The sequence below is a fragment of the Rhizobium johnstonii 3841 genome, from assembly GCF_000009265.1.
Lineage (GTDB): Bacteria > Pseudomonadota > Alphaproteobacteria > Rhizobiales > Rhizobiaceae > Rhizobium > Rhizobium acaciae.
This window is the reverse complement of sequence record NC_008380.1, coordinates 3,375,573-3,390,235: the sequence shown is the minus strand read 5'-3', so window position 1 is coordinate 3,390,235 and position 14,663 is coordinate 3,375,573. Positions and strand designations below refer to the sequence as shown.

At 62.2% G+C, this 14,663-nt stretch carries 20 protein-coding genes; 8 read left to right on the top strand and 12 right to left on the bottom strand.

Features of this window, described 5'->3' with window-relative positions:
• Positions 1–3: 3 nt before the first annotated feature.
• On the top strand, positions 4–597 hold the full coding sequence (locus tag RL_RS16700; RefSeq protein ID WP_011652741.1) for a LysE family translocator: 594 nt from the start codon (positions 4–6) through the stop codon (positions 595–597).
• Here RL_RS16700 and RL_RS16695 read toward each other — a convergent pair.
• A complete protein-coding gene (locus RL_RS16695; RefSeq protein WP_011652740.1) occupies positions 589–1,065 on the bottom strand; it encodes a DUF2269 family protein in 477 nt (158 codons plus the stop codon). The genes RL_RS16700 and RL_RS16695 overlap by 9 nt on opposite strands.
• Complete coding sequence (locus RL_RS16690) at positions 1,065–2,339, bottom strand: SDR family oxidoreductase (RefSeq protein WP_011652739.1); 1,275 nt, start codon at positions 2,337–2,339, stop codon at positions 1,065–1,067. The genes RL_RS16695 and RL_RS16690 overlap by 1 nt, the downstream gene beginning before the upstream one ends.
• A gap of 97 nt (positions 2,340–2,436) precedes the next feature.
• Between RL_RS16690 and nthA the strand changes: the two genes are divergently transcribed.
• The 3 genes from nthA to RL_RS16675 are packed head-to-tail and all read left to right on the top strand — an operon-like array spanning position 2,437 to position 4,101.
• Positions 2,437–3,090, top strand: coding sequence for a nitrile hydratase subunit alpha (nthA, locus tag RL_RS16685; RefSeq protein WP_011652738.1), 654 nt, complete (start codon positions 2,437–2,439; stop codon positions 3,088–3,090).
• Entirely contained in the window at positions 3,087–3,746 is a 660-nt protein-coding gene (nthB, locus tag RL_RS16680) for a nitrile hydratase subunit beta (protein ID WP_011652737.1), read from the top strand. Before nthA ends, nthB begins: the two co-directional genes overlap by 4 nt.
• Positions 3,733–4,101, top strand: a complete 369-nt coding sequence (locus tag RL_RS16675) for a nitrile hydratase accessory protein (RefSeq protein WP_011652736.1) — start codon at positions 3,733–3,735, stop codon at positions 4,099–4,101. The genes nthB and RL_RS16675 overlap by 14 nt, the downstream gene beginning before the upstream one ends.
• Before the next feature lie 3 nt (positions 4,102–4,104).
• Here the strand turns inward: RL_RS16675 and RL_RS16670 are convergent, their stop codons facing one another.
• The 5 genes from RL_RS16670 to RL_RS16650 all read right to left on the bottom strand — a co-directional run bounded on the left by RL_RS16670 (position 4,105) and on the right by RL_RS16650 (position 6,765).
• Entirely contained in the window at positions 4,105–4,887 is a 783-nt protein-coding gene (locus RL_RS16670) for an anti-sigma factor family protein (RefSeq protein ID WP_011652735.1), read from the bottom strand.
• Entirely contained in the window at positions 4,884–5,399 is a 516-nt protein-coding gene (locus RL_RS16665; protein ID WP_011652734.1) for an RNA polymerase sigma factor, read from the bottom strand. The genes RL_RS16670 and RL_RS16665 overlap by 4 nt, the downstream gene beginning before the upstream one ends.
• A 34-nt stretch (positions 5,400–5,433) precedes the next feature.
• Entirely contained in the window at positions 5,434–5,814 is a 381-nt protein-coding gene (locus RL_RS16660) for a COG4315 family predicted lipoprotein (protein WP_011652733.1), read from the bottom strand.
• A 143-nt stretch (positions 5,815–5,957) separates the two neighbouring features.
• Entirely contained in the window at positions 5,958–6,374 is a 417-nt protein-coding gene (locus RL_RS16655; RefSeq protein WP_011652732.1) for a VOC family protein, read from the bottom strand.
• Positions 6,375–6,429: 55 nt separating this feature from the next.
• The gene (locus RL_RS16650) at positions 6,430–6,765 is read right to left on the bottom strand and encodes a cupin domain-containing protein (protein WP_032992433.1); all 336 of its coding nucleotides are present in this window, start codon (positions 6,763–6,765) and stop codon (positions 6,430–6,432) included.
• A gap of 145 nt (positions 6,766–6,910) precedes the next feature.
• On the opposite strand from RL_RS16650, the gene RL_RS16645 reads away from it, so the two are divergent.
• Both RL_RS16645 and RL_RS16640 read left to right on the top strand, forming a co-directional pair.
• On the top strand, positions 6,911–7,462 hold the full coding sequence (locus tag RL_RS16645; protein WP_028740895.1) for a MarR family winged helix-turn-helix transcriptional regulator: 552 nt from the start codon (positions 6,911–6,913) through the stop codon (positions 7,460–7,462).
• Positions 7,463–7,595: 133 nt separating this feature from the next.
• Positions 7,596–8,084, top strand: coding sequence for an RrF2 family transcriptional regulator (locus RL_RS16640; protein ID WP_011652729.1), 489 nt, complete (start codon positions 7,596–7,598; stop codon positions 8,082–8,084).
• Between the two features lie 15 nt (positions 8,085–8,099).
• On the opposite strand, the gene RL_RS16635 is transcribed toward RL_RS16640, so the two are convergent.
• From RL_RS16635 to RL_RS16620, 4 genes are all read right to left on the bottom strand, one after another.
• Positions 8,100–9,581 carry a cyclic nucleotide-binding domain-containing protein gene (locus RL_RS16635; protein WP_011652728.1) on the bottom strand — a complete coding sequence of 494 codons (1,482 nt, stop codon included), beginning with the start codon at positions 9,579–9,581 and terminating at the stop codon, positions 8,100–8,102.
• Positions 9,582–9,773: 192 nt separating this feature from the next.
• A complete protein-coding gene (locus tag RL_RS16630; RefSeq protein ID WP_011652727.1) occupies positions 9,774–10,190 on the bottom strand; it encodes a cupin domain-containing protein in 417 nt (138 codons plus the stop codon).
• Between the two features lie 68 nt (positions 10,191–10,258).
• The gene (locus RL_RS16625) at positions 10,259–11,014 is read right to left on the bottom strand and encodes an SDR family oxidoreductase (RefSeq protein WP_011652726.1); all 756 of its coding nucleotides are present in this window, start codon (positions 11,012–11,014) and stop codon (positions 10,259–10,261) included.
• Between the two features lie 68 nt (positions 11,015–11,082).
• Complete coding sequence (locus tag RL_RS16620) at positions 11,083–11,562, bottom strand: carboxymuconolactone decarboxylase family protein (protein ID WP_011652725.1); 480 nt, start codon at positions 11,560–11,562, stop codon at positions 11,083–11,085.
• Positions 11,563–11,712: 150 nt separating this feature from the next.
• On the opposite strand from RL_RS16620, the gene RL_RS16615 reads away from it, so the two are divergent.
• A complete protein-coding gene (locus tag RL_RS16615) occupies positions 11,713–12,636 on the top strand; it encodes a LysR family transcriptional regulator (protein WP_028740896.1) in 924 nt (307 codons plus the stop codon).
• Between the two features lie 73 nt (positions 12,637–12,709).
• Positions 12,710–13,837 carry an ATP-dependent DNA helicase gene (locus tag RL_RS16610; RefSeq protein WP_003541249.1) on the top strand — a complete coding sequence of 376 codons (1,128 nt, stop codon included), beginning with the start codon at positions 12,710–12,712 and terminating at the stop codon, positions 13,835–13,837.
• A 95-nt stretch (positions 13,838–13,932) separates the two neighbouring features.
• On the opposite strand, the gene RL_RS16605 is transcribed toward RL_RS16610, so the two are convergent.
• Positions 13,933–14,625, bottom strand: a complete 693-nt coding sequence (locus RL_RS16605; protein ID WP_011652723.1) for a MerR family transcriptional regulator — start codon at positions 14,623–14,625, stop codon at positions 13,933–13,935.
• Positions 14,626–14,663: the final 38 nt, after the last annotated feature.

Below are 14,663 nucleotides of genomic sequence, written 5' to 3'. Positions count from 1 at the left end.
CGCATGCCGCTGGATACATTTCTCGCCCTCGTTCTCTTCGCCTTCACGACCTCGATCACGCCGGGACCGAACAATATGATGCTCTTCGCATCGGGCGTGAATTTCGGCTTCCGCAGGACGATCCCGCATATGTTCGGCATCGGCGTCGGTTTCTTCTCGCTGCTGATCGGCGTCGGCCTTGGGCTCGGCGCGCTGCTGCACACGGTGCCTATGGTCTACACGGCGCTGAAGTTTGCAGGCGGCGCCTATCTCCTCTGGATCGCCTGGAAGATCGCCTCGTCGCGCTCGCTCAGCGAAGGCAGGAGCGGCGTCGAGCCGATGTCCTTCTTGGCGGCCGCCGCCTTCCAGTGGGTCAACCCGAAAGCCTGGGTGATGGCGGTCACCGCGATGGCGACCTACACCAATCCGCAACTCTATCTGGTGAGCGTGCTGATCGTGGGGCTCGCTTTTGCGGCAGTCAATGTGCCCAGCGTCTCGACCTGGGCCGGCTTCGGCTCGGCGCTCAGGGAATGGCTTTCCGATCCGGTGCGGCTGAAATGGTTCAATATCAGCATGGCGGTGCTGTTGGTGCTAAGCCTCTGGCCGATGCTAAAATAGAGTGATCGCCGGCTTCATGAGCATCAGCCAGAGAATGCCGATGACGGCGAAGAAGGCCGGAAAACCGCAGGCGAACCAGATACGGTAGAGGCTGAAATAGGCCGGCGGCAGGGCTTTTCCCGCCGCTGCTGCGGCGCGGGCAAGATCGCGCAGCCGGATCTGGATCCAGACGACCGGCAGCCAGAACAGCCCTGTCACGATATAGAGCAGCAGCGACAGCGCAATCCATCCCTCCGACAGTTCCCAACCGATCGACCGGGCCAGCAGATAGCCGGTCACCGGCTGGAGAATGGCTGCGGTGGCGGTGAAGAGGGTGTCGGCGATGACAACCGTGCTGGCGACATGAGCGATTAGACGGGGATCGCGTGTCCGGTGCGCCATCACCATGAAGAAGGCGATACCGGCGCCGGTGCCGAAGAGCACTGTTGCGCCGATGACATGGGCAAGCAGCAGCCATTCCTCAAGCATCAGCGTTCATCCAGGATGGCAAGTGCGGTGAGCGTCAGCAGGATCGATGGCAGTACCTTGACGAGGGGACCGAGCGGATCGAGCCAGAGTGCGGGTTCGAGCAGGCTGGCGCCGGCAAGGTAGGCGAACGACACGGCCAGCATGCCGAGAAGGGCGCGTTTCGCCAGCGGGCGAAGGAGGACGGCGGCGCCGAGAGCGATGTCGATCAGGCAGGTTACAAGCGTCAGCGCCGTTGCTGCGGCCTCCGGCATGAACGGCAGGAAGTGAGCTGACGTTTTCTCCAGCGCCAGCAGCGGGATCAAACCTGAGAGCAGCCAGAAAACGGATAGGCCCGATATGACGAACGGTTTCAGAAGGTAGAGCCTGGCAAACCAGAGATCCTGTACGCCGGAGGGTTTGGCCGCGAGCGTCGACGCCGCGGATGTCGCAGCAAGGTCGCTCATTGCCTTCGAGCTCCGCACGCCTTCCGACATCACTGTCATCGCCGTCGAGCGCAGCGGCGAACGCCAGCCGAGTAGACCTGACAAATCGGCCAGCCACGTCACCGGCCTGGCAAGCCAGCCGGGAACAGGGAACGCGCGGGCGGGCGGAAGGCCGAGCCACTGGCGGTGAAGGCGGACGAGATCGGCGAGCGTCAGAACTTCGTTGGCGGCAAGATCGATATCGCCGGAGATGCCACCAGAGACCGCCCGCGACACGGCTTCCGCCACATCGTCCACCGAAAGCGTTTCGACCGGATTTTCGGCATGAACCAGTGGCAGCACCAGGGGAAAGGCGGCAAGCGCCCGCAGCAGCGCCGAACCGCCATGGGCATTGCGGCCGAGAACGAGGGCAGGGCGCAGGATGAGGTAAGGCAGGCCGCTTGCCGCCAGCGTCTCGTCGGCCCGCCGCTTGGTGGCGAGGAAGGGAAGATTGCCAGCGGCTCCCGCCGTCCTTGCGGATATCTGCACGATGAGCGGGCGCGACGAACGTCTTGCTGCGGAATAGAGCGCCAACATCGCCTCTGCCTGGGTGGCCGACAGATCATCCGACAGGCCATCCTGCAGGGCGCCGGCGCAATTGACGACGACATGCTGGTCCTTGAGGATCTCGTCCCAATCCGCTGGTTTCGTCATGCGCGAGAGATCTGCGCGCTGCCAGTCGATCGCCTGCTGTTTCAGGCGCGCGCGCGCGGGATTGCGGCCGAGGCCGGTCACGGCGTGGCCGTCGGCAACGAGCCGGGCCGCGACGACGGAGCCTATGAAGCCGGTTGCGCCGAGAATCAGAATGTTCATGACAGGAGATTAGCGGAAAAGCGCATGAGACATAGAAGGGCTTGGCGGGCCTGCGGCATATGTTAGAAATAGCGAGCAGTTTCGGGAGGGCTTCGCCTTGCACGACCATGAGGACGACCATGCTCACGGAGATGAGCACGCCCACGGGCATGGTCACGACAATCATTATTCCGACATGCAGGCGCGCGTGAAGGCGCTGGAAACGCTGCTGACGGAGAAGGGGCTGATTGATCCGGCGGCGATCGATGCGATCGTCGAGACCTACGAGACGAAGGTGGGACCGAGGAACGGCGCGCATGTCGTCGCCAAGGCCTGGAGCGATGCCGATTTTGCCGACTGGCTGAGGCGCGATGCGACGGCGGCCATCAACAGCCTCGGTTATACCGGCCGGCAGGGCGAGCACATGCGCGCCGTCTTCAATACGGCCGAGACCCATAACCTCGTCGTCTGCACGCTCTGCTCCTGTTATCCTTGGTCGGTGCTCGGCCTGCCGCCGGTCTGGTACAAGGCGCCGGCTTATCGTTCGCGCGCCGTCATCGATCCGCGCGGCGTGCTGGCCGAATTCGGTCTGAGGCTGCCGGAGGACAAGAAAATCCGCGTCTGGGATTCGACGGCGGAGCTGCGTTACCTCGTCATTCCCGAACGGCCCGAAGGGACCGACGGAATGGACGAGCAGGTGCTCGCCGGCCTCGTCAGCCGCGATGCGATGATCGGCACGGCGGTTGCCCGCAGGCCGGAGAGCGCCACATGAACGGACCGCACGATCTCGGTGGGCAGATGGGCCTCGGACCTGTTGCGCCCGAACAGAACGAGCCCTATTTCCATGCCGAATGGGAAAAGCGGGCGCTCGGCATCACACTTTCCTGCGGCGCTTTCGGCGCATGGACGATCGACGAAAGCCGGCATGCGCGCGAGAATATTCCGCCGGCCGATTATCTCGCTGCCAGCTACTACGAAATCTGGATCCGCGGCATCGATATGCTGCTTGAACGGCACGGCTTTGCGACGCGCGCGGAATTGCTGTCCGGCCATGCGCAGCAGGCGGGAGCGGTTCCAAAACGCGTGCTGAAGGCGGACATGGTGCCCGGCGTTCTGGCGAAAGGCGGCCCTTGCGATCGTCCTGTCGAGACCGCGCCGCTCTTCGTGGTCGGTGAGACAGTGAAGACCAAGAATTTCAATCCGGTCACACATACGCGCCTGCCGCGTTATGCCCGCGCCAGGACCGGAATGGTCGAGGCGGTGCAGGGCTCCTTCGTCTTTCCTGACGACAACGCGCATGGCAAGGGCGAAAACCCGCAATGGCTCTATACGGTCGTTTTCGACGGCGCGGAGATTTGGGGCGGAGATGCCGATCCCACGCTGACCGTGTCGATCGATGCCTGGGAGAGCTATCTTGCGCCGGCTTGAGATATCGCCGCTGACGCAATCGTCCGGGCTGCCGAGATCGCCGGAGGGCGAGCCGGTTTTCCCCGAGCCTTGGGCGGCCGAAGCTTTTGCCATGACCGTGCATCTGCACGCAAACGGCCTGTTCAGCTGGAGCGAATGGGCTGAAACGCTTTCCGCGCAATTGCACAAGCCTGGCCGGGCCGAAGATGGCAGCGACTATTTTGACTGCTGGGTGGCGGCACTCTCCAACCTCATCGTCGACAACGGCATCGCCGATGCGGAAACGATCCTGGCGCTGCAGCAGAGCTGGCAGCGGGCGGCAGAAGCGACGCCGCACGGACGGCCGATCGAGCTAAGCAACGATCCCTCGCGCTGATCCTCACGACGGGAATTGTCGGTAGCACTCCTCGGCCACCTCCCGCAGCGTCTCGCGGGAGATTTCGCCGGTGACGGCGTAGCCAAGTTCGCCGTCGATCCAGTAGAAGGTCTCGAGATTGTCGGATGAGGCGAAGCGGAAACTCGTCGTGCGGTTTTCCGTGTTGCGGCCGACCAGGACGGTCAGTCGCTCGCCGGCCTGGTTTTCGTACATGAACATGGCGCCCGGCCTGCCATCGACCGGCAACAAGCGACCGCCGACCAACTTGAAGCCGAGCGACTGCAAATTCGGGATCTTGAGATTCTCTATCGCCAGGCGTTTGCCGAGCCAAGTGGCGAGATGGGCCTCCTCGTTGGCGAAGACTTCGACGGGGTGGCGAACCTCAGCGGCATAGACCATGAAGGCGGTCTCAGCCTGTTTCGGCAGGGTCTCTGAGGCGGCAAGCTGCAACTCCGGTTTTTCCAGAAAGGCCGGACCATAATGACCGCTGACGGCGCCGAGCGCGAAGACGAGGAGGGCGGCTGCGGCGATCGCGGCGCGTTTCCGCCCGGAAGAGCTGCCGCGCGGCGGCGAAACCAGGAGAGCGTCGGTTTCCTTTGTTTTTTCATAGCCTGCAAACAGCGATCGGATGCCTGTATTCTGCGCCTGCCATTCGGCGACCATCGCCGCCTCGTCGGGATTGTCTGCCAGGAAGGCATCGATGCGGGCGCGTGCGGTTTCCGGCAGCTGGCCGTCGGCATAGGCGTGGAGGTCGGCTTCGGTTACGCTCGGGTTGGTGTCGTTCATTTCGGTCTCCGGAGCGTAATGATATTGTCGGCTTTCAGCCGCTCGGCGACACGCTGGCGGGCGCGCGACAGGCGGGACATGACGGTGCCGATGGGGATATCGAGAGCGGCTGCGACCTCGCTGTAGGTGTATCCCTCAATAACGACAAGCATCAGCACGGCGCGGTATTCCTCCGAAAGGCTGTTCAGCGCATTGTCCAGCCGCGCGCGCTCCTGCGGATCGGCCGGCACTTCAGGCGCGGCCAGATCAACTGCTGCGTCGAGTTCGACGAGGCTGTCGCGCGCCTTGCCGCGCCGGCCGTTGCGGTAGAGATTGGTCATGATGGTCAGGACCCAGCCGCGCAGGTTGAGGCCGCGCCATTGGCCGCGGCGCGTGAGAACCTTTTCGACGCAATCCTGGAGCAGGTCCTCGCCATCGGCATCCGAGCGCGTCAGGCTACGCGAATAGCGCCTGAGCGCGGGCAGGAGGGCCAGGATCTGGCCCTCGAAGGTTTCGGGTGCGGGTGTTTTCACGCCGGCAACTCGCTTGTGATCGGGGTCTTCGCGATCAAGGCTTGGCGAGGTCCCAGTTGCCGCCGACGCCATCGCCGGTGATGTCGCCGGCTTTCGTGTCCTTGACCCAGAAATAGAGCGGCATGCCGTCCTTGGCCCATTGCTTCGTGCCATCCTTGCGATCGACGATCGAATATGCACCATCAGCCTTGGCATCGCCAGCGGCCATCAGCGGCGGCCAGTTCTTGGCGCAATCGTCGTTGCAGTTGGAAACGCCCTTGACGTCCTTCTTGAAGGTGTAGAGCGTCATGCCGTTTTCGCCGGCAAGAACCTTGCCCTTGGCGGAGTCGACTTCCTTGACGGGAGCAGCGGCGAAAGCAGCGGTCGCGGCAAGGGCGACGGCCACCACGACGGACAGGAATTTCACGGATTTCATGATGTCTCTCCTCAGATTGGGCACGCAATCTTGCGATACCTGAGATGAGACACGAGGCGCGGTGGTTTTATTCCAGGCGCACCAAAAGTTTTCATGGCGGGCAAGGTGGGCCGAAGCTCGTTTCGTCCGCGCACGCCTTGCCGCTATTCTCCGGTGGCGGTCGCCGCCGCCATGTCGACCCAGACCGCTTCGAATATATGGCCATCGGGATCTTCGAAGGCACGGTTGTAGAGCCAGCCCATGTCCGTCGGCGCGCGCGGATCGGCTTTGCCGCCGGCGGCGGCTGCTGCCTCGACGATAGCGTCCACCTCTTCACGGCTGTCCATCGTCAGGGCGATCAGCATTTCGCTCGCCTTCTGCGCTTCGGCAACGGGCTTCGGCGTGAAGGTCGCGAAGAAATCGCGCGTCAGCAGATGGAAGAAGATGGCGTCGGACCAAACCATGTTCGACGCCTGGTGATCGCTGAACTGTTCGTTCTTGCTGCAGCCGATCGCTTCGTAGAAACGAGTCGCAGCGGCAAGGTCTTTCACCGGCAGGTTGACGAAGATCATCTTGGGCATTGCAGTTCTCTCCTCTTCCTTGTCTTCTGAGCTTTGCCTTCCAGGCGGCTTCGCCTCACACAAACTCCTGTACGATCGTGTCGCTGGCATGAATGCAGACGACTTCGAGCCGTCCGGTGCCGACATTCTCGAAGCGGTGGGGAATGTTGGCGGCCACGACGAGGATATCGCCGGGAAAGGCGCGGGTCTTGGCGTCGCCCACGGTGAATTCGGCTTCGCCTTTCCTGACGGCCCACGTTTCGGAATAGGGGTGGACATGCAGGTCAGGCCCTTGGCCGGGCTCATTGTCGACCAGAAAAAGCGATATCTCGCCGCCATGATCGCGGCCTTCGAAGCGGACCGTACGGGCCTGATCGGGTCGCGGTTCCTGGTGGCGAAGAATCCTGAACATCACTTGTCTCCTGCTGGTGCTACCTGCAATCGCAAAACTATCTTCGTGAGAAGATATATTCCCAAAACTATCTTCCCGTCAAGATATCTTCCTTGATGCAGATGGAAGGTGTATGTCTCGGCTGTGGTGGCATATGAGGCAGAAAATGACGAATGGAACTAAAGGAGACGACTCCTGCGAGGATCATGTCGACCGGCTGCGCGGGCAATGGGCGCTGGAACTGCCCGACGTCGACACCGAGCCGATGGCAATCCTGGGGCGGGCCTTCCGGCTGTCGAACCTGGTGCGTCCCAGCATCGAGGCGACATTTGCCGATTTTGGCCTCGACCGCGGCGAATTCGACGTGATCGCAACGCTTCGCCGTTCCGGACCGCCTTACCTGATGACCCCGACGGAGATGTATTCGGCGCTGATGATCTCCTCGGGAGGCCTGACCCACAGGCTTGACCGGCTGGAGAAGGCGGGACTGATCCGCCGGGAGAAATCACCACGCGATGGACGCAGTGTGCTGGTGGCATTGAGCGAGGCGGGTGCGGCACTCGCCGAAAAGGCCTTCCGCACAGACATGGCGAGCGAAGCTTCGTTTCTGCAGGCTCTTGACGGAAAGGAGCGCGAGGCGCTCGCTGTGCTGCTGCGCAAGCTGATCGCCGGAATTGAAAATGAGCAGGCGCGGGGAGAGGACGAGAACGGGGGCTGAGGGGAGATCGGAGCCCGCATCGCCGTTCAGGCAACAACACGCTGCTTTTGCAGCTCATTTACATCGTGTCGGTTTTCGGATATGATATATCCTTAATTCCAACGGCAGAGCCAGCCATCCAACGAGTTGCTGAATGATCCTGAAAAGCCAGGTCGAATGGGCGCTTCACTGCTGCGCCATTCTCGCGGGCCTGCCAGAGGGCAGGTATCTTTCCACCAAGGCGCTCGCCGAGCTTCATGGTCTGCCGAAGGAATATCTCTCCAAAGCACTGCAGAGCCTTTCGCAGGCATCGCTGGTCGAGACTACGCTCGGTCCGAGTGGCGGCTACAGGCTTGCCAAGACCCCCTCGGATATCAATTTTCTCGAGATCGTCGAGGCGGTCGAGGGGAAGGCCCGCAGCTTCACCTGTACGAACATCCGGGCGAACAATCCCTGCCGGCCGGAAGGATATTGCGACAGCAAGCCATGCGCGGTCGCGCGCATCATGTGGGAGGCCGACGAGGCCTGGCGGGATACGCTGAGGCGCGTCCGGCTTTCCGACCTGGTCGGCACCTTGTCCGAGGAAGTGCCGGCCGACATTTGGCGGAGGACGTTCGAATGGGTGCTCAAGCGCGCTGGCTGAGCGGGGTGCCGATCGCTATGCCTTGAAGATGGTCCTGATGGTCTTCAGGATGGCATGGGCGCTGCGGGCATGTTCCGGGGGCAAGGAGGCGCCGTTGCGGAAGCGCTCGGCGCGGCTGGCGAGGTGGTCGGCGATTTCTTCCGCCAGCGCCGGGCGTTCGCTTAGCAGCGGCGCGAAGGCCTCCTGATCGATCTCATAGGCGGTCACGGGGGTGAGAGCCTCCAGGGTGCAGACTTCCTGCATGCCGGCGAGCAGTCCGGTCTCTCCAAAAAAGTCGCCCGGCGCGAGCCGTCCGCGTTCCTCGCCTGCGTTCCGCGCCGCGATGATGCCGGCGCGCACCATCATCAGTGAGGGGAGCATTTCGTCCTCCCGCACGATCACATCGCCCTTGCGGAACTCCCGGACAGTCGCGGTTTCGGCGAGCCTGCGCTTTTCATCTGATGTCAGCGTCGTAAAGACCGGAATGGCCTCGATCAGGGCAAGCGGCGTTACGCTCGGCGGCTTTGCGCTTTCTTCCGTCGGCAGATCGGCGGTCAGCACCGTCGCCGACGGCGGAATGGCCAGCAGCAGGCCGGCGGATTTGCAGTGACGATAGACGAGATCGAGCACCTCGTTTCGCGCCGTCACACGCTGGCTCGGGCTCGTCACTCGGAACCACAGCTCGACCTCCAGCGCCGTGGCATCCAGCCCCTTCAGTGCCACGACCGGCGGCGGCTCGCGCACGATCGAATTGCAGCTCGCAAGCGCCGTTGCCATGATTTGCCGGACCGATGCCGGCATCCGCGTCGGGGCGATGCGGATGGTGAGGACCAGGAGATGGCTCTCGTCCGGCCGGCTGACATTCGTCAGGCCGAGCTTTGCCAGAAAACTGTTCGGCAGAACGACGACATTGTTTGCGCTGGTCAGGATGTGTGTCGCGCGCCAGTTGCTTTCGACGACGCGGCCCTCCGTGCCGTCGCTGAGAAGGATCCAGTCGCCGATGATGTATGGCCGTCCGAGTGTCAGGGCGATGCCGGAGAAGACGTCAGCGAGCGTGTTCTGTAGCGCCAGGCCGAGAATGATGGCGACCACGCCCGAGGTCGCGACGAGGGTTCCGATCGGCACGCCGAAGACGAAGGCCAGAACCGAGAGGGCCATGCCGATATAGACGACGCCGATAACCAGATCCTGGAGCAGGCGAGCCTCTCGTGGACTGCCCTCCAGCACCAGATAGAGCCTGATGAAACCGATGACGGCCCATGCCAGATGGATCCACCAGAGCGTTTTTGCGACGATGACGAGCAGGGCCCGCGGATCCTCGGACTCATATCCTTGAAACCGGTGGGGTTCGATGCCGCTCCCTACGAGGATCAGCGTCATTACTGCAAAGAAGAGGATCTGTACCACCAGCCGCGTCGTCGGCCGATGACGGGAGAGCAGATGCCAGACGACGATACCGGCGAATCCGACTGTTATCAGGGATATCAGAGGTTTGCCGAAGAGGGCGTCGTCAATCATCTCTCTGTCTCCGGGGTGCAGGCCGCACATGATTCAGCATCTCGGTCGCCCGCGCAAGCATCAGGCCTGCGCAGGCGGTATCGCATCGGCCCGAAAATCGGAACCGATTTTCGGAAAGCACGATGCGTAGATTCAAAGTGTTACAGCGTCCTTTGCGCGTCTGAAGGACGCGCGGCGCTGTAATGCGGATCATCACTTCTTGAGCGGGTAGGTCAGCTCTTTCTGGTTGGTGTCGACGACGAAGACGGCGAGCAGGCGGGCGGGCTTGGTCTCGCTGCCGTTGGCGCTGACGCCATGACGGTCGCCCGGCATTTCGGAGAAGCTCTCTCCGGCATGATAGACCTTGACCGGGCCGTCATTGACCTGGCTGCGGATCGCACCTTCGAGCACGGTGGCGTAGATGAAGGCGGTGTCGGGATGGGTGTGGCCTTCGGAGAAGCCGCCCGGGCCGTATTCGACCAGCACGCCCTTGATGCTCTTACCCGGCACGTTCGGAAGCTCGTGCTCATAGACGAGTGTCACTTTCGCAGACTCGCTGCTGTCATGGGCGCTGACGCCGGTGGCCGCCGGAAAGGCGAGGGCGGCGGCGAGGAAAAATGTTCTGATCATCGGAATCTCCATGGTTGCTGGGTCGGGGGAAGACGCGCCCGAGCGGTCGCGTCTTGAGGGCACGTCAATCATGTCGGCTGGGCGGACTTTGCGAACCACTGCTCGAAGGTGATCGAACCAAGTCGCGGATTGTCGTCGGAAACGAGCGACTGGTCGTTCAGTCTTGCGCCGAAATATCTCGCCTCGACATCAGCCTCGGTGGTGCGCGGGTCTTTGATGGCCTTCAGATAGCGGGCGACGAGCTCGCTGAGGCGCGCCCGTTCCGGACCAGCGATCTCGAGCGTCGCGTTGGCGGGAGCAGAGAGGGCCACGTCCGCCATGGCGTCCGCCACGTCGTCGGAAGCAATCGGCTGCACATAGGCCGGCGACAGGTGGACCGTCTGGCCGACCGTTCCCGATTGGGCGATGCCACCGAGGAATTCCATGAACTGCGTCGAATGGACGATGGTGTAGGGAATTCCCGATGCCTTGATCAGTTTTTCCTGGGCAAGCTTGCCGCGGAAATAGCCGCTTTCCTGCAGACGCTCGGTGCCGACGACGGAGAGGGCGATATGGTGCTTGACGCCGGCGAGTTTTTCGGTGGCGAGAAGATTGCGGCCCGAGGTCTCGAAAAATTCGAGCACGGCCTTATCCTCGAAGGACGGCGAGTTGGCGAGGTCGAGCACGACTTCGGCGCCCGAGAGCGCCTCCGTCAGCCCTTCTCCCGTGATCGTGTTGACGCCGGAGTTCGGCGAGGCGGCGATCACCTCATGGCCGCGTTTGCGCAGGCGTTCGACAGTCTTCGAACCGATAAGGCCGGTTCCGCCGATGACAACGATTTTCATAATGGATCTCCGTTCGCTGCCGTGGTGCGGCAGCGTCAAAGGTGAATCTTCTCAATGAATTGCGCGGTTTAGTTCAGGCCAGCCTTATCGAGGCCGTAGGCCTTGTCGGCCGTGCCGGGCACGGTCTTGAAGCCGACATTGACGCGGTTCCAGGCGTTGATCGCCATGACGACGAAAGTCAGATCCGAGATTTCCTTCTCGGAAAGCTGGCCGCGCACCCGTTCGTAAATCTCGTCGGGAATGCCGCCCTCGGGAAGCTTGGTCAGTGCTTCGGTCCAGGCAAGGGCTGCGCGCTCCCGGGGGATGAACAGGTTCGATTCCCGCCAGATGGCGACGTGGTAGAGCCGCAGTTCCGTCTCGCCGTGGATCTTGGCCTGCTTCACATGCATATCGAGGCAAAAGCCGCATCCATTGATCTGCGAGGCGCGGATCTCGACGAGGGCCTGCAGCTTCTCGTCGATCACGCTGCTTTTCAGCGCCATGCTGAATTCCATGAATTTCTTGAAAAGCTCGGGGGACTGCTGGGCGTAGTTCAGTCGCTGGGTCATGTCTCTCTCTCTCTCTCTCTCTCTCTCTTTCAATTAAGGATATTAAATATCCTTATGGATATAATATATCCTTAATTGCTGGACTGTAAAGCCATTCTCGCTTAGTCTGGCTGCATAAGGCCTATGCACAAAAGTATGAGGGGCAGGGGGATGGATATCGTTTCGGCATTGCGGACCTTTCAGCGCGTCGTGGAGACGGGTTCGTTCTCGGCGGCGGCGCACGATCTCGACGTGACGCAGCCGGCGGTCTCGCGACAGGTCGCAGCCCTCGAAGGCCATTTCAACACCCGCCTCCTGCATCGCACGACGAGCGGCCTGTCGCTGACGGCAGAAGGGGAGCGGATGCTGCCGATGGCGCTGCGGATTCTCGAAGCGGTTGAGGAGCTTGGCGATGCGGCCGGATCGGACGGAGCCATGGCCTCGGGAAAGGTCAGGCTCAGCGTTCCAGCACCACTCGGCCTCTATCTCAGCGAGCGGCTCGGCGATCTTCTTGCCGCCCATCCGAAGCTCGCGGTCGAACTCATCTTCAGGGAGCAGAGCTCGGATATGATCGAGGAGCGCCTGGATCTCGAAGTACGCTTGGGCCAGGTCGCCGACAGCAGCCTCGTCTGCCGGCGGATCGGCTGGACGACCGCGTTCCTCATTGCATCTCCCGCCTATCTCGCGCGCAGGGCGGCTCCCCGCGCACCGAAGGAGATCAAGGACCACGAATGCCTGTGCTACAACAGGGCAGGCGAGGCCAATACCTGGTCCTTCTCAAACGGTTCGGAAGACATATCGGTCCGGATCTCGCCGCGGCTGACCGCCTGCAATGCCGTCGCCATTCACCGGGCAGCCCTTGCTGGAGCGGGTCTTGCGGTGCTTTCGCACATCATCGCGATGCCCGATATCGCCGCCGGCCGGCTGGTCCCCGTGATGAAGGATTTCCAGCCGAGCCGGCTGCCGGTTACCGTCGTCTATCCCTCGCGGCGCAACATGCCGCTGCGCGTCAAGACGGTTCTGGATTTTCTCACCGAGGCTATGGGGCAGGACCCGTCGATGTGCGCCAGCGGCGCGGACCGGCAGTGGAACTGATGATCGTCCGGCCGGGCGATTTGCCGTTTTCCGCCTTGCCTAAAGCCCGCGAATCCTGCCAAGTCCTGCGATCATGCAATTTGCGCCGCAACAAGATGAAGCCCTGAAGGCTGTTTCGAAATGGCTGAAGGAAGGGCGCTCGCCGCTCTTTCGCCTGTTCGGCTATGCCGGAACGGGAAAGACGACGCTTGCCAAGCATTTCGCCGAAAATGTCGATGGCGACGTGCTGTTTGCCGCCTTCACCGGCAAGGCGGCGCAGGTGTTGCGCTCGCGCGGCGCCTCTAACGCCCGGACGATCCATTCGCTGATCTATCGGCCGCGCGGCGAGGAGGCGGTGGAAGACGAGGAAACAGGCAAGACCTCGATCGCGCCGATGTTTTCGATCAACCGGCAAAGCCCGGTCGCGAAGGCGGCGCTGATCATCGTCGACGAATGCTCGATGGTGGACGAGGCGCTCGGCAAGGATCTGATGAGTTTCGGCACGCCGATCCTGGTGCTCGGCGATCCCGGCCAGTTGCCGCCGGTCACCGGCGGCGGCTACTTCACCAATCAGGATCCGGACTACCTGCTCACCGATATCCACCGGCAGGCGCGCGACAATCCGATCATCAAGCTCGCCATGCAGGTGCGCGAAGGCAATGAGGTGATGTACGGCGATTACGGCACGGCCAAGGTGATCTCGAAGAACGAGGTGACGCAGCAGCTGGTGCTCGATGCCGATCAGGTGCTCGTCGGCACCAATAGGACGCGGCGGCGCTACAATCAGCGCCTGCGCGAGCTGAAAGGCTTCAATGCCGATTATCCGCAGACCGGCGACAAGCTCGTCTGCCTCAGGAACGATCCGGCCAAGGGCCTGCTCAACGGTTCGCTCTGGCAGGTGATGACCTCATCCAAGGAAACGACGAAGCCCGGCATCAATCTGCTCGTCCGCCCCGAAGACGACGACATGGACCGGGGAGCAGCCAAGATCAAGCTGCTGAAGCAGGCCTTCGAGGATGTCGAGGGCGAGATTCCCTGGAACACCCGCAAACGCTACGATGAGTTCGACTACGGCTATGCGCTGACCGTTCACAAGGCGCAGGGTTCGCAATGGAATGATGTCGTGCTCTTCGACGAGAGCTGGGCATTTCGCGATACGCGGGAACGCTGGCTCTATACCGCGATCACGCGCGCGGCGGAGACGCTGACAATCGTCCGCTAATTCCAGTCGCACCTACGACCAGGTCGCATTCCGATTTGGACTGGCGAGGAAGAAACGGTGGCGGCCGTGTCTTAGGCGGGGGCTCGTGAGTGGCGTTAAGCCTGTACAATACCGAGCAGAACTGCCTTGGCGATGGCCTGGAACCGGTTGTTGGCGCGAAATTTCAGGATAATTCCGGCCTCCAGGTCACGGGTTTCGTCATGCTTCAGGTCGAGTGCCCGGGCGATTCTCTGGGTGGAATAACCCTCGGCCATCAGTTCCAGGCAACGCCGCTCCTGCGGGGTCAGGCTTGCACTGTCCTGATTGTCGTTTAACGGCGGCTCCTCGATGCTGCCGTCGAAATCCAGGAGGTCGCCGACCTGCTGGAGCTGGCGGTGCAGGGTCGACATCTCGGCCGTCAGTTCGCGTTTGCGCACCTGCAGGGCCTCGCGGAACATCGCCTCGGCCGTTTCCTGCGAATCGGCGTTGCGGAGTTCGTCCATCAGTTCCTGGATGACGGCGATCGGCATGCCGGTTTCGCGGCAGACTGTAATGACGGCCATGCGCATCACGTCGTCCTGGCCGTAGACCCGCATCAGGCCGATGCGGTTGGCTGAAATCAACCCTTTCTCTTCATAGAAATGCAGTGTCCTGTGCGTGACGCCGAATGCGTTTGCCATGTCGGCAATGGGCACCGGACCATCGGGTAGATCCGGCGGCAGCGCGGCCGAAGGCAGGAACCGGTATTTCGACCGGGCCTCCGAAGCGATACCGGCGGTGGCAAACAGGCGTTTGGAACCGTCTGGCATGAACCCTCCTGGGGCATGTTGTTGCACCTCATGCGGTT

What these genes read in the sequence shown, in the direction of transcription:
- RL_RS16695 (WP_011652740.1), bottom strand. Translation starts at nt 1,065, where the DNA reads ATGCTTGAGGAATGGCTGCTGCTTGCCCATGTCATCGGCGCAACAGTG.
- RL_RS16610 (WP_003541249.1), top strand. Translation starts at nt 12,710, where the DNA reads ATGCAATTTGCGCCGCAACAAGATGAAGCCCTGAAGGCTGTTTCGAAA.
- RL_RS16690 (WP_011652739.1), bottom strand. Translation starts at nt 2,339, where the DNA reads ATGAACATTCTGATTCTCGGCGCAACCGGCTTCATAGGCTCCGTCGTC.
- RL_RS16700 (WP_011652741.1), top strand. Translation starts at nt 4, where the DNA reads ATGCCGCTGGATACATTTCTCGCCCTCGTTCTCTTCGCCTTCACGACC.
- RL_RS16655 (WP_011652732.1), bottom strand. Translation starts at nt 6,374, where the DNA reads ATGCCCAAGATGATCTTCGTCAACCTGCCGGTGAAAGACCTTGCCGCT.
- nthB (WP_011652737.1), top strand. Translation starts at nt 3,087, where the DNA reads ATGAACGGACCGCACGATCTCGGTGGGCAGATGGGCCTCGGACCTGTT.
- RL_RS16645 (WP_028740895.1), top strand. Translation starts at nt 6,911, where the DNA reads ATGACGAATGGAACTAAAGGAGACGACTCCTGCGAGGATCATGTCGAC.
- RL_RS16640 (WP_011652729.1), top strand. Translation starts at nt 7,596, where the DNA reads ATGATCCTGAAAAGCCAGGTCGAATGGGCGCTTCACTGCTGCGCCATT.
- RL_RS16605 (WP_011652723.1), bottom strand. Translation starts at nt 14,625, where the DNA reads ATGCCAGACGGTTCCAAACGCCTGTTTGCCACCGCCGGTATCGCTTCG.
- RL_RS16650 (WP_032992433.1), bottom strand. Translation starts at nt 6,765, where the DNA reads ATGTTCAGGATTCTTCGCCACCAGGAACCGCGACCCGATCAGGCCCGT.
- RL_RS16620 (WP_011652725.1), bottom strand. Translation starts at nt 11,562, where the DNA reads ATGACCCAGCGACTGAACTACGCCCAGCAGTCCCCCGAGCTTTTCAAG.
- RL_RS16660 (WP_011652733.1), bottom strand. Translation starts at nt 5,814, where the DNA reads ATGAAATCCGTGAAATTCCTGTCCGTCGTGGTGGCCGTCGCCCTTGCC.
- RL_RS16625 (WP_011652726.1), bottom strand. Translation starts at nt 11,014, where the DNA reads ATGAAAATCGTTGTCATCGGCGGAACCGGCCTTATCGGTTCGAAGACT.
- RL_RS16635 (WP_011652728.1), bottom strand. Translation starts at nt 9,581, where the DNA reads ATGATTGACGACGCCCTCTTCGGCAAACCTCTGATATCCCTGATAACA.
- RL_RS16630 (WP_011652727.1), bottom strand. Translation starts at nt 10,190, where the DNA reads ATGATCAGAACATTTTTCCTCGCCGCCGCCCTCGCCTTTCCGGCGGCC.
- RL_RS16615 (WP_028740896.1), top strand. Translation starts at nt 11,713, where the DNA reads ATGGATATCGTTTCGGCATTGCGGACCTTTCAGCGCGTCGTGGAGACG.
- RL_RS16670 (WP_011652735.1), bottom strand. Translation starts at nt 4,887, where the DNA reads ATGAACGACACCAACCCGAGCGTAACCGAAGCCGACCTCCACGCCTAT.